The organism is Pedobacter sp. Leaf132, from assembly GCF_920984695.1.
In the GTDB taxonomy this organism is placed as follows: domain Bacteria; phylum Bacteroidota; class Bacteroidia; order Sphingobacteriales; family Sphingobacteriaceae; genus Pedobacter.
This window is the reverse complement of the sequence record NZ_CAKLBO010000002.1, coordinates 517,355-530,971: the sequence shown is the minus strand read 5'-3', so window position 1 is coordinate 530,971 and position 13,617 is coordinate 517,355. Positions and strand designations below refer to the sequence as shown.

Below are 13,617 nucleotides of genomic sequence, written 5' to 3'. Positions count from 1 at the left end.
AGTATTTAAAAAAAGTTGTATATGTAGTACAATATCATACACGGCTGTAATAAATAAAGATTTAACTACCATTATTCTTTCGCAATTAAAACACCCGAAACATTCCAGGCGTTTGTCATCGAGCCTTCTGCTTTGCCCATAGGGATGGAGACTTTTATTGTATGTGTTCCTGCTTTTAAATCTCCCAGGTCGATAAAGTTTGGGTTAGTTACCGTTCCGGGACACCAGTTTGAGCGGCTTAAATCTGACGATGATAATCCTGTTTCAAAATTTCCTGATGCAGGATTTGAAAGGCGATAAGAGCCACAATCTTGTCTCCATGGCACAAACGAAAAGCTTTCTTTTCCATCCAGCCAAATGCTGTTTTTTTTCGGTACAAATTCATCTCCATTGCCCCAACCGCCATGCCCGGTTGTTATATAACGTAGCCTGGCATTTTTAATATTTTTATCCAATGTAAAAGAAACCTCTAAACCTTTGTCGATACTAAACATGGTTGCGTATTCTTGCCCTGCCATTTCCATTACGTTTGTGGTATTAAATAAAGGCATAATTAATTCTTTATCAGGTTTTTGCCTGCCAGCATTGTGCAAAGTAATATTTAAAGAAACCTTATGTCCGCCCTTATCGTAATTTCCTACAAATACGGCAACCCAAACTTCCTTGCCATTTATTAAAGGAAAAAGCTCTGAAATATCCTGGCGATAAAAAACTTGTTCAGCCCAGGCTTTACCTTTCAATTTCAAATTATTGTATTTGCCAACCCCAAAAGGCGTAAAAAAGCGCATCAACTCTACAACAGGTGTAAAATCCTGATTAGCAATTACACCCTGATATTGTTTCCCGTTTCCGTTATCATAAACTGGAAGTACTTTAACAGAATTTTTCAAAGCATCCATCAAGCTAATTTTTTTATCCGTTGGGATGATAAACACCGAACCGGTTCTGTCATAAGCGTCGCCATTAGATTGTTCTGTTAAATCTGCAAAAACGTTTTGGCTATTTTCAATAAACGGGAATTTTACTTTTCTAGCGATTACTGTGCCGCCTGCAAACCTAAAAATACTATCGTTTGACTGTGGTTTGTCTATAAAATTAATGGTTTCATTATCAAATATTTTCAGTGTGGTAAAGCGGCTTTTCCATAACAAATCTTTATAAGTTAGCGCATCTGTTAATTTAGATTTTGAATCCTTAAAATCCTTTAAATCAGAGCTTTTTATTTCTTGTATTGAAGCTGCTGTTAAATAGCTGTTTCCGTTTCTAACTTGTTCTAAAACTAAGCCTAAATTCTGACCAAGAACTGTTGGTGCAGCCTTTATTCCGGCATCGGTGGTAAACCATAAATCTATTCGATTTGAATTAACAACGGTTGTAGCCTTTTTACAGTTGTAACCTAAAATTACTTTGGTTTCATTGCTAAATTCAATTATTTGTTTTGAAATCGATGTACTATCAGCAGTAGCAATCTGTGTGTTACTGCTTAAATCGGCAATTTGAAATAGAATGTTCGAAGGTTTTTCTATTAAACTTTGTTCAAAAGGGTAGCGGCCTTTCCCATCAAATATTGATGCCGTAGTAATTAAATTCTGGTTTGCCTTAGCAATTACAATTACCGGGTTTCTATCATCCTTAGGCTTTCCATCTGCCGAACGCCAATAGGTAATTTTATAGTTAGCAGTTGGTTTTAACTTTTGCTGAGCAAAAGCCAGGAATGGAAAAATAAAAATAAAGGAAAGGCTGTAAATATATTTCATTTCTAGGCTGATTTAACGAGCTAAATATATTACAGAATTTTGGCTTATCTACATGAATTAGTCAAATGATGCTTAAGTATAGAAGATTTTACATAATTATCATTCGGAAAAATAAATCATCCGGAAATATAGAAGAATTAACTTTAAATTAGATAATCTAACCAACATCAAACCCTAAAAAATGAAGAATATTAATGTTTTAATTGGCTGTATTTATTGTTTACTATTTTCATCCTTTGTATCAAAAAGTTTTGCGCAGCAAATTCCAAAACTGGGAATAGTATCTTCAATTTCGAGAGACAGCATCATTCATGCAGCAGGATTTAAATATATTGGTGAATCAGTTTCGAATATGATTTCACCAGCTTTAAGTATTGAAGCATTTGAATCAAATTTAGAAAAGATAAGAAACGCCAAAACAAAAATTTTGAGTTGTAATGTATTTTTTCCAGGTAGTATTAAAATTGCTGGTCCGGATGTAGATTTGGCTAAAGTTTTAACTTATGCCGATGGTGTGCTCTCCCGAGCGAACAAAGCTGGTGTAAAATTCATCATTTTAGGAAGTTCATCAGCGAGGTCAATCCCGGAAGGTTATGATAAAGAAAAAGCAAAGTGTGATTTTGTTAAAACTTGTGCCGAACTGGCAAAATTGGCGGCTAAACATCATGTTATCATTGCGTTAGAAAATCTTCAATCTTCTGAAACCAATTTTATTAATACAGTTAGGGATGCAGCTGATGTGGTTAGAAAAGTTAACAACCCCTCTTTTCGTTTAAATGCAGATATTTTTCACATGATGCGGGAAAATGAATCTCCGGAAGAAATTGTGAAAGCAGGTAAACTGCTAGCCTTTTGCGAGCTTGCAGAAAAAGAGAAACGCAGCCTGCCGGGCGTGATGAAAGATGATTTTAAACCTTATTTTAGTGCTTTAAAGCGTATTAGTTACAGCGGTTATCTTTTTATCGAGGGAAAAATTGAGCATCCGGAAGTTGAAATCCTCTTTGCATTTAAGTATTTAACACAACAATTAACCGAAGTTTACAAGTGATAGGGGTTTAATTTATCCTTCCTCTGTCTCGGCATTTATTTTTTCTTCAGCTACTTCTAAATCTGCTTCTGTAGCCACAGGCGAATCATTTAATTTTTCAACCTTTGGATTATATTGTAAATCAACAAACATCGGGAAATGGTCCGAATTACAATTGGGTAGCCGCTTAATGGAACTCAAAGAAAAATCTGAAGAGCAAAAAATATGGTCTAATGGAAACCTTAAAAAAAAGTATTTAGCATTAAAACTATTGAAAAATCCGCGACCTCTTCTTGGGTCTAGCAACCCACTTATTTTCCCAAAAAGCTCGGTGGTATAACTCCAGGCAACATCATTCAAATCGCCCATAACAATTACAGGATATTCTGATTTTTTAGCCTTCTCTGCAACCAGTAAAATCTCTTTATCTCTTTCTGTAGATTTTGGATTTTCTTGTGGAACCGGAGGTTCGGGATGTAGGCAGAAAAGCTTTACAAGTTGCCCCGAAGGAAGCTTTATAAGTGTTTCTATTGATGGAATATCTTTCTTAACTAAATATTTAACTGAACCATCCGAAAGCTCTAATTTAGAATACAATAGCATACCATAAGTATTGTTTATTGGAACTTTTAACTGATGAGGATAATCCTTTCCGATAACATCCATTTTCGCTTGCCACCATTCATGTGTTTCAACCATTAAAACTACATCAGGATTACAAGCTTCAATCAGTTTTAAGTAAGCATTTGAGTTATGGTTTTCTTGAAAAACATTGGCAATAAAAACCTTCAAATTGTTATCGTTTGGTGGATTCATAGCACCAACAATTTGCTTGGAGCCTAATTTTGTAAAGGGAAATATCAGATAGATTAGGTAAGTAATGTTTAATAAAAGCATCCATAAAATTATATAATCCAATAAGATACTTGGAAAGCTAAAGCACAGGATTATAATGATGAGGATTACGTTTAAAACCAGTTTCTGCAAGCGGGGAAATTCAAAAACACGGAACACCCAAAAATCATGACGAATAAACGGGATTAACGTTGTTAAAACAAGCAGTACACTCGTGTATAGAAGAATATCGTGAATCAAGAATTTATGGATTTAAAATTTCTACAAATAGTTTCATGCTAAACCAACTACAAATAAATATGTTTTATTGATATTGATTGCTCAAATATATTAAAATCTGTTACAAAGATTTTAATGCTAACAATCTTCCGATTTTTCAACAAAACAGCCTTACAATGCATAATCATGCTATCTTTATAGCTTTTGCAAATTAATTTCAGTTTTGGCTAAAGATACGAATAAAGAAACCCCGTTAATGCAACAATACAACGCCATCAAAGCGAAGTATCCGGGTGCACTTTTACTTTTTAGGGTTGGAGATTTTTACGAAACCTTTGGCGAAGATGCCATTAAAACCGCTCAAATTTTAGGCATAGTATTAACCAGAAGAGGTACCGGCCCAAATGGTGGCGCTTTGGAACTGGCTGGATTTCCGCATCATTCTTTAGATAATTATCTTTCGAAATTGGTTAGGGCTGGGCAAAGGGTTGCCATTTGCGACCAGCTTGAAGATCCTAAAGCCACAAAAACTATTGTAAAACGTGGTGTTACAGAATTAGTTACGCCCGGAGTTGCTTACGGCGACAATATTGTTAATCAAAAATCTAATAATTATTTAGCATCGATTTTTTTCGATAAAACGCAGATTGGCGTTTCTTTTCTTGATATTTCTACTGGCGAATTTTTAATTGCTCAGGGCAACAGCGATTATATCGATAAACTTTTGCAAGGCTTTAAGCCCACTGAAGTTATTTTTCAGAAATCGAAACTACAGACTTTTACAGAACAATTTGGTGATAGATTTTACACTTTTGGCTTAGATGAATGGCCTTACACTTCTGATTATGCCGAAGAGACCTTAACAAAACATTTCGATGTAACTTCATTAAAAGGCTTCGGTATTGAGCGTTTGCAAAGCGGAATAATTGCCGCCGGTGTGGTTTTGCATTATTTAGGCGAAACCGAGCATCGAAATTTGCAACATATTACATCCATCAGCAGAATTGAGGAAGACCGTTATATGTGGTTGGATAGATTTACTATTCGAAATTTAGAATTGGTAAATTCTGCTAATGATAATGCAGTTACGCTATTTGATATTTTAGATCAAACCTGCACACCAATGGGCGCTCGTTTGCTCCAAAAGTGGATAATTATGCCATTAAAAGAGCTAAAGCCAATCGAAGAGCGCTTAGGCATGGTTGATTTTTTTGTCAGAAACGAAGATATTCAACACGAATTTTTAACGCATATCAAGCAGATTGGTGATATTGAAAGACTAATTTCAAAAGTTGGTTTGCAGCGTGTTGGTCCACGAGAATTGGTGGCGCTAAAAAGAGCCTTAACGCATATCGAAGCAGTAAAAAAGCTTGCTGCAAATTCCCAAAATCCGTTTTTAATTAAAATTGCCGACCAATTAAATCCATGTTTAGCTATCAGAGAAAGGATTGAAAGAGAACTTCAGCCTGAACCGCCTGCATTGCTTATTAAAGGAAATGTAATTAACGATGGTGTTGACGAAGATTTAGATCGTTTGCGTAAAATCGCCTTCGGCGGAAAAGATTATTTGGTTCAGATTCAAAAACGCGAAGCAGAAGCAACCGGTATTCCATCTTTAAAAATTTCTTTCAATAATGTATTTGGTTATTATTTGGAGGTTACACATACGCATAAAGATAAAGTTCCCGAAGGTTGGATTCGTAAGCAAACTCTGGTTAACGCAGAGCGATACATTACACCGGAACTTAAAGAATACGAAGAACAGATTTTAGGTGCCGAAGAAAAAATTCAGGCTATTGAAATTCGTTTGTATAATGAATTAATGTATGAAACAGCAAGTTACATCAAGCCTATTCAGCTTAATTCATTTTTAATTGCACAGTTAGATTGCTTATTATGTTTTGCGCAACTGGCTGAGAAAAATCATTATGTAAAACCATCTGTTAACAAAGAAAAAGTTCTTGATATTAAAGGTGGCCGACATCCAGTTATAGAGAAACAATTACCCGTAGGACAGGAATATATTACTAATGATGTTTACCTGGATACCGACTCGCAGCAAATTATAATGATTACGGGACCCAATATGGCCGGTAAATCTGCTATTTTAAGGCAAACCGCTCTTATCGTTTTAATGGCTCAAATGGGTAGTTTTGTACCTGCAAAAGCTGCTGATGTTGGTTTGGTTGATAAAATTTTTACTCGTGTTGGCGCTTCTGATAATATCTCATCAGGAGAAAGTACGTTTATGGTAGAGATGAATGAAACTGCAAGCATTCTAAATAATATTTCTGATAACAGCTTGATTTTGTTAGATGAAATTGGTCGCGGTACAAGTACCTACGATGGGATTTCTATTGCATGGGCAATTGCAGAATTTTTGCATCAACACCCAACTTCTCGTCCTAAAACGTTATTTGCCACACATTACCATGAATTAAATGAGTTGGCCAATACCATGCCTCGAATTAAGAATTTTAACGTTTCTGTTAAGGAAATGACTAACAGAGTAATTTTTTTAAGGAAATTAGTTCCAGGTGGTAGTGAACATAGCTTTGGTATTCATGTTGCAAAAATGGCCGGAATGCCACCAAAATTAATCGGTAGGGCGAATGAAATTTTAAAGAAACTAGAAATTGACCGCACTGAAGGGCAGAGTATAAAAGACAGCATTAAGAAAGTTCAAAATCAGGCCTATCAATTGCAAATGTTTGCTATTGATGACCCTGTTTTAGTTAAAATTCGGGATACATTAAATAATTTGGATGTAAATGCGTTAACTCCTGTAGAAGCTTTGTTAAAGTTAGATGAAATACAAAGGTTGATAAAAAATTAGTTTGGACACAAATTAAAGCTTGCCACGAAAACACGGGATTTTTCTGCGTTTTAGCTTTTAGTAAAAAATTAATCTGAGGGGAAAAAATAGTGTATGTTAAAAACGAAAAATTATTTCTGGTTGATTTTATTACTATCTGTTGTTATAACATCTTGCGGAAGTAGAAAATATACAACTAAAAGTGATACGAAGGCCTCGAAAGCGGCTGATGCCATGTCGAATCTTAAAAGCAAACAGCTCTACAAATTTATTACTGATTGGACTGGCGTTAGATACCGTTTTGGTGGCTTAGATAAGAATGGTATTGATTGCTCGGGCTTTGCTTATTTACTACAGAAAGAAATTTATGGCGTTACTTTACCAAGAATTTCCCGAGACCAGGCGAATGTAGTGAAGCGTAAAAGCGTAGATAATTTAAAAGAAGGCGATTTGGTATTCTTTTCTTTCGATGGAAACAACGTAGATCATGTAGGCGTATATCTAAATAATGGCTTTTTTGTGCATGCAAGCACAAACAGAGGTGTTATTGTTGATGATTTGAATATGCCGGCTTATCAGCGGGTTTTGGTAAAATCTGGTTCCGTTAATTAAGTAATTTTTAATGACAGCTATACTGAAAACCAAGATTAAATCTTTAAAATTTATAGTGTAAAATTATGCGTATAATTTTTATAATTTACTTATCTTTAATAGCTTACACTGCAGGAGCACAGGTTAAACTGCTTAATTTAGATGATTTAGATAAACGCATTGCGAATGGAAAAGATACCACTTATGTAATTAATTTTTGGGCAACATGGTGTGCACCATGTGTTGCAGAACTACCAAATTTTGAAAAACTTAGAATTTCAAATTTGAAAAAACCAGTAAAAGTTATTTTGGTGAGTTTGGATTTTAAATCAAAGCTTGAGAAAGCGGTGATTCCTTTTGTTGCAAATAATAATATTAAAGCGGAAGTTTTTCTTTTAAACGAACCCGACCAACAAAAATATATTGAGCGTATTGATAACAAATGGTCGGGGGCAATACCGGCAACTTTATTTGTTAATAAAAGGATACGGCGCTTTTATGAAAAGGAATTTACAGAAGTAGAATTAAATAATGCTTTGTTAAACTTAAAATAAATTTGTTATGAAAAACTTCTTTCTGATTGGTTTTATGCTAATTACGTGTTATGCCTTTGCACAAACCGAAGGTTATAAAGTTGGTGATGTTGTTAAAGATTTTTCATTGAAAAATGTAGATGGTAAATCTGTTTCGCTTGCAAATTATAGTAATGCAAAAGGCTTCATCATAGTTTTTACATGTAATACTTGCCCGGTTGCTAAAGCTTATCAGGATAGAGTTTCTGCGTTAAATTCATCTTATGCATCAAAAGGATTTCCAGTTATTGCAATTAATCCAAACGATGCAGACGCTGTTCCTGAAGAAAGTTTTGAGAAAATGCAAGCTTTGTCAAAAACAAAAAACTTCGGCCATCCATACTTATTTGATCCTAATCATATCGTAACCAAACAATTTGGTGCATTAAAAACTCCTCATGTTTTTCTTCTGAGCAAAACTGATAAAGGAAATGTTGTTGAATATATTGGAGCAATAGACAATGATTCTGAAGGCGAAAATCCTGAAAAGATTAGCTATGTTCAGAATGCTATAAGTGATTTGTCAGCTGGTATAAAACCTACAGTCTCTTCTACTAAAGCAGTTGGTTGTAGCATAAAATGGAAAAAGGGATAATTTCTTATCCCTTTAAATCAAATCGTCATTAACATAGGTCGCCCGATAAACGGCTTCAATTCCTAATATTCTTTTGATAGGCTAATTTTGTTTCTTTAAGCTTCATCAAAATTTGTGGCAGTTGCCAATGCTTTCCAGGCTTCCATATCCTTTTGCACATCTGCAATTTTTGCATGAGCAACCTGGTAGGCATCCGGACCTAAAAATAAATGTAAAGGTGCATTTTCACTTTCTGCAGCTGCTATAATCACATCAATGCCTTTTTCCGGGTCGCCGGGTTGTTGGTTATTGATTTCGTTTTGGTGGACAGCTTGAGAATCACGTACTTCCTTATATGCATCAATCGGATTTGCTGGAACCGCCAAAGAGCCAGATGTTAAAAATTCTGTTCTGAAGTATCCAGGTTCAACAACTGTAGCCTTAATCCCTAAAGATTTTACTTCTGCAGCTAATGATTCTGTAAAGCCAGCCACTGCAAATTTTGTAGCACAATAAATTCCAAAACCGGGGAAATTTCCAGAGAATCCTCCTATAGATGAAATATTAAAAATATGCCCTGATTGTTGCTTTCTCATCTGTGGTAATGCTTTTCTAATCACATTTAATGAGCCGAAAACATTCACATCAAAATTTTCACGAGATTCTTTATCACTTAATTCTTCTAAAGCACCAAGCATTCCATAACCAGCATTGTTAACAACAATGTCTATAGAACCAAATAAACTAATTGTTTGCTTTACAGCGCTCTCCACACTTTCCTCACTCAATAAGTTAACCGCAATCGGCAAAAAATTTTGGTGTGTACCAACTGCCTTCGATAAATCATTCACATTTCTTGAAGTTGCAGCTACTTTATAGCCAATACTCAATAATTTCTTCACTAATGTTAATCCAAGTCCTTTTGAAGCACCTGTAACGAACCATACTTTTTTATTTTCCATGATTTTTATATTAAATTTTATAATTAGATTATTTATACTTTATTTCTCTTTTTCTGATGATAATTGCTGTTTAATCGAAATCTGTAGAAATTGTTATTGCTTTCCAGTCTTCAAATTCCTTTGTTAGTGCATCAGTTTTTGCTGTTGCTCTTTGCAATGCATCATTTCCTAATAATAAATGGATAGGAGGGTTTGGCATACTTGCTAAAGAAATCATCGCGGCAGCTGCTTTTTCAGGGTCGCCAATTTGTGCGCCATCCATTTTTAAATACCTTGCATGTACGGCTCTAACATCCTCGTATTCTTCCATTGGATTTTTGGCTAACACCAACGATTCCGTAGTTAAAAAACTTGTTCTAAAAGCTCCTGGAGCCACAACAGTTACTTTGACACCGAAAGATTTTACATCTTCAGCTAAAACTTCTGATAGTGCAATAACAGCAGCCTTTGTAGCAGAATATATTGCCCAACCGGTTGCACCATTTATGCCTGCAATTGAGGAAATATTAATGATGTGTCCAGAGCGTTGACCTCTTAAATATGGTAATGATTTTCTAATCACATTTAATGTTCCGAAAACATTAACATCAAAACTGTTTCTGGTTTCTTCATCAGTTAATTCTTCAATACTGCCTCCAATGCCATAACCTGCATTATTAATAACAATATCAATTTTGCCAAATTGAGCTACGGTGGAGTTTATAGCTTGTTCAACATTTAATTCATTACCTAGATTTACGGCCAAGGGCAGAAATTTCTCTGAATTTGAGTTTACTCCAGCTATTAAATCATTAACATTTCTGGAAGTTGCCGCAACGTATTGTCCGGCTTTTAATAATTGTTTAACTAAGCTTAATCCTAATCCTTTGGATGCGCCCGTAATGAACCAAACTTTTTTAATACCCATAATTTTATCCTTTTTGTTAAGACAAAATTACAACAGACAAGCAGTTTCTTTATTACATGATTCAAACTGATGATTACGAAATTCAAACAATCCTGTAAGATGTAGGCGTATGATTGGTTAATTTTTTAAAAAAGTTGTTGAAATGTGTAGGTTCTTCAAATCCTAAGCAGTAGCCAATTTCAGATATATTCCAATCCGTATGCTTTAATAATGCTTTGGCTTCGCTTAATAGACGTTCGGTGATGTAATGCGTAGTAGTTTTTCCTGTTGTTTCTTTAATTGCCCTGTTTAAATGATTTACATGAATAGCAAGTTGGCCTGCATAATCTTTCGCAGAACGCATTGTAAATCTTTGGGATGTCGTTTCGATGGGAAACTGTCGTTCTAAAAGTTCTGTAAAAACAGAAGTAATTCTGGAATTTGCATCAGGGTGTTTAAATAAAGCCTCAGATGGTTGTGTTTTTAAAGCGAAGTGCGTTATCTCCGTAACATAATTTCTGAGTAAATCATATTTGTAAATGTAATCGGTATTTATTTCCTCTAACATTTTTAAAAAGATGGATGCAACATGAGCATCTTGCTTTTCATCTAAAACGTAAGCGGGTTTACCGCCAGGGGCGAACATGGGTAAATCGCTAATGTTTCCACGTATTTTTTCGGTAAAAAAAGCTTCTGTAAAAATGCAGAAAAAACCAGTAACATCAGCTTTTGTGCCGCTCGCTAATTCCCATGTGTATGGAACCAAAGGATTGAAGAAAATTAGCGCAGTTCCATTTATCTCAATACTTTTATCAGCATAGTGGTAAATATTGTGCCCGCGATTGAGTGCGATTTTATAGAAATCCCGCCGATTGTAACTCATTTGCTTATTGTCATCACGAAGGCAATCTTCGAGCCTAAAAACATTAAAATGGCCCACACCATTTTGCAAGTTCTCTGGTAAAAAATTAAATTTCTTCTGATAAAAATCTTCAATGGTTTCAGTTGTGCTCATAAATCAAAGTTACAAAATTCAAACTTAAAAATTATTGCCATTTATTTTCATTTTAAATGGTGAATGTTGAATGGATTAGGAAAGCATTCGTGTTAATTTGAACTAAATCAGCAAACGGTTTAATGAGCGCTAATTAATATGATAAAAAATAAACCATCATTCTTTTTCATAATGGCGATATTTGCCAGCATTGTTGTAAACGAGTGTTTTTACGACTTTTATAAAAACTAGCATAAAATGAAACGAGTAGTGGTAACTGGCTTAGGGGCAATAACGCCTTTAGGCAATACAGTGGAAACCTTTTGGAAAAACATTTTGGATGGTAAAAGCGGCGTTGGACCGATTACCAAATTTGATACCAGTAAATTTAAAACGCAGTTCGCCGCAGAAGTAAAAGATTTTAATGCAGAATCTTTTATCGATAAAAAAGAAATTAAGAAGTACGATTTATTTACACAATACGCAATAGTTTCTACCGACCAAGCCATTGCAGATGCAGGTTTGGATTTTACAAGCATGACAGACGATGAACTTGCTGAAGTTGGTGTGATTTGGGCCACAGGTAATGGAGGTATATCTACTTTTGAGCAGCAGCTGGCAGAATTTCATCAAGGAGATGAGACGCCGAGATTTAATCCATATTTCATTCCGAAAATGATTGTGGATATTGCTGCAGGTGTTGTATCCATTCGTCATAAATTACGTGGTCCAAATTATTGTACGGTTTCGGCTTGTGCATCATCTAACACGGCAATAATTAGCGCCTTTGATACCATTCGTTTAGGAAAAGCGAATATTATGGTAGCCGGAGGTTCTGAAGCTGCTATCACAGAAGCTTCAGTTGGTGGTTTTAACGCTGCTCAGGCTTTATCAAAAAGAAATGATAGTCCGGAAACAGCTTCAAGACCATTTGATGAAAGTCGTGATGGTTTTGTGATGGGTGAAGGTGCAGGTGCTTTAATTTTGGAGGAACTTGAACATGCAATCAATCGTGGGGCAAATATTTATGCAGAAATTGTTGGTGGCGGAATGGCCGGAGATGCATATCATTTAACAGGTACGCCTCCCGATGGAATTGGAGCAACTTTGGGCATGAAAAAAGCTTTAAACGATGCTGGAATTTCAGCTGAAAAAATCGATTACATTAATGCGCATGCAACTTCTACAGGTTTAGGAGATATTAGTGAACTTGTTGCCGTTAAAAATGTTTTTGGCGATTTGCCGGTTACAATTGGCGCATCAAAATCTATGACAGGGCATTTACTTGGTGCTGCCGGTGCTGTAGAAAGCTTAATCAGTATTTTAGCCATTAGAGATGGAATCATACCTCCAACGATAAATACCAAAAAGCTTGATGAAAAAATCCCACAAGGATTAAACATAATACTCGCTCAGCCTATAAAAAAAGAAATCAACTATGTTTTAAATAACACATTCGGTTTTGGAGGGCATGTAGCCAGCACAATATTTAAAAAGTTTAACGGATAATTATTTATCCATCAAGAGATTAACCAATTCTTTAAGTTCTTCAATTTCTTGCTCTAACTTCAATATACGATTTTCCAACTCTTCGCTGGGTTGGGAAATTGTTTTTTCTACAGTTTGATGTTCTGATTCAAAAACTTCTGGTTGCTCACCAAACAAATGGATAAATCTCGCTTCTTTTTGTCCGGGTTTTTTAGCCTGTAATTTAACAAAAGCAGGCTCTTCTTCCGAAAGCTTTTGCAACTGTTCTACAATATCTTCAATACTACCAAACTCATAAAGTCTGCCAGAATTACTATTGATTTCGCCAGGTGTTAAAGGACCACGTAATAATAATAAGCATAATATTGAAAGCGCTGATGGAAGTAAGGGATAAACGATTCCGAGGTTATGTTTATACTTTATTACTCTACTTGAACCCCCTGTGGCGGTTGATATTAATCCTTTAATTTTTAAAGAATTCAAGGTCAACGTTACAGTTTCTTCATCATAATTTACAACAGGATTTCTCGAACTTTTTTGATTACATGCAGCCGTTAAACTATTTAAAGTCATCGGGTAATAATCTGGTGTAGTGCGGCTTTTCTCGATTAAAGCGCCTAAAACGCGTTGTTCTTCTGCTGATAAATCTGGTAATGGTTTAAAATCTTCCATTTGATAAAAGTAGAAATTGAGATTTCATTTTGGAAATTATTTTCTGTCAACTTGTTACTTTTATTTAATTGACAAAGATTTCTCCACTTCTTTAGTTATGACGGTTAGTTAAATATCTGGATTAAATAGTTGTAAAATCCCTCTTATTAGAATTATTCTAAATTTCTAAATTTCAGGTTTTTACAGTTTAGATTACCGAACTTAG

At 35.1% G+C, this 13,617-nt stretch carries 12 protein-coding genes; 6 read left to right on the top strand and 6 right to left on the bottom strand.

What is annotated here, in order from left to right; translation table 11 throughout:
• Positions 1-71: 71 nt before the first annotated feature.
• Entirely contained in the window at positions 72-1,757 is a 1,686-nt protein-coding gene (locus tag LUA86_RS06115; RefSeq protein WP_231459727.1) for a PNGase F N-terminal domain-containing protein, read from the bottom strand.
• Between the two features lie 181 nt (positions 1,758-1,938).
• Here LUA86_RS06115 and LUA86_RS06110 point away from each other — a divergent pair, with 181 nt between their 5' ends.
• On the top strand, positions 1,939-2,805 hold the full coding sequence (locus tag LUA86_RS06110) for a sugar phosphate isomerase/epimerase (protein ID WP_231459726.1): 867 nt from the start codon (positions 1,939-1,941) through the stop codon (positions 2,803-2,805).
• A 12-nt stretch (positions 2,806-2,817) separates the two neighbouring features.
• On the opposite strand, the gene LUA86_RS06105 is transcribed toward LUA86_RS06110, so the two are convergent.
• On the bottom strand, positions 2,818-3,681 hold the full coding sequence (locus tag LUA86_RS06105; RefSeq protein WP_231459725.1) for an endonuclease/exonuclease/phosphatase family protein: 864 nt from the start codon (positions 3,679-3,681) through the stop codon (positions 2,818-2,820).
• A 433-nt stretch (positions 3,682-4,114) separates the two neighbouring features.
• Here LUA86_RS06105 and mutS point away from each other — a divergent pair, with 433 nt between their 5' ends.
• From mutS to LUA86_RS06085, 4 genes are all read left to right on the top strand, one after another.
• A complete protein-coding gene (mutS, locus tag LUA86_RS06100) occupies positions 4,115-6,694 on the top strand; it encodes a DNA mismatch repair protein MutS (protein WP_231459724.1) in 2,580 nt (859 codons plus the stop codon).
• A 93-nt stretch (positions 6,695-6,787) separates the two neighbouring features.
• Entirely contained in the window at positions 6,788-7,285 is a 498-nt protein-coding gene (locus tag LUA86_RS06095) for a C40 family peptidase (protein ID WP_231459723.1), read from the top strand.
• Positions 7,286-7,350: 65 nt separating this feature from the next.
• On the top strand, positions 7,351-7,818 hold the full coding sequence (locus LUA86_RS06090; protein ID WP_231459722.1) for a TlpA disulfide reductase family protein: 468 nt from the start codon (positions 7,351-7,353) through the stop codon (positions 7,816-7,818).
• Between the two features lie 7 nt (positions 7,819-7,825).
• Complete coding sequence (locus LUA86_RS06085) at positions 7,826-8,431, top strand: thioredoxin family protein (RefSeq protein WP_231459721.1); 606 nt, start codon at positions 7,826-7,828, stop codon at positions 8,429-8,431.
• Positions 8,432-8,526: 95 nt separating this feature from the next.
• Here the strand turns inward: LUA86_RS06085 and LUA86_RS06080 are convergent, their stop codons facing one another.
• The 3 genes from LUA86_RS06080 to LUA86_RS06070 all read right to left on the bottom strand — a co-directional run bounded on the left by LUA86_RS06080 (position 8,527) and on the right by LUA86_RS06070 (position 11,273).
• The gene (locus LUA86_RS06080; RefSeq protein ID WP_231459720.1) at positions 8,527-9,372 is read right to left on the bottom strand and encodes an SDR family NAD(P)-dependent oxidoreductase; all 846 of its coding nucleotides are present in this window, start codon (positions 9,370-9,372) and stop codon (positions 8,527-8,529) included.
• Positions 9,373-9,442: 70 nt separating this feature from the next.
• A complete protein-coding gene (locus tag LUA86_RS06075) occupies positions 9,443-10,279 on the bottom strand; it encodes an SDR family NAD(P)-dependent oxidoreductase (protein ID WP_231459719.1) in 837 nt (278 codons plus the stop codon).
• 82 nt (positions 10,280-10,361) lie between these two features.
• Positions 10,362-11,273, bottom strand: a complete 912-nt coding sequence (locus tag LUA86_RS06070) for an AraC family transcriptional regulator (RefSeq protein ID WP_231459718.1) — start codon at positions 11,271-11,273, stop codon at positions 10,362-10,364.
• A 237-nt stretch (positions 11,274-11,510) separates the two neighbouring features.
• On the opposite strand from LUA86_RS06070, the gene fabF reads away from it, so the two are divergent.
• Positions 11,511-12,761 carry a beta-ketoacyl-ACP synthase II gene (gene fabF / locus LUA86_RS06065; RefSeq protein ID WP_231459717.1) on the top strand — a complete coding sequence of 417 codons (1,251 nt, stop codon included), beginning with the start codon at positions 11,511-11,513 and terminating at the stop codon, positions 12,759-12,761.
• On the opposite strand, the gene LUA86_RS06060 is transcribed toward fabF, so the two are convergent.
• Positions 12,762-13,412, bottom strand: a complete 651-nt coding sequence (locus tag LUA86_RS06060; protein WP_231459716.1) for a YceH family protein — start codon at positions 13,410-13,412, stop codon at positions 12,762-12,764.
• Positions 13,413-13,617: the final 205 nt, after the last annotated feature.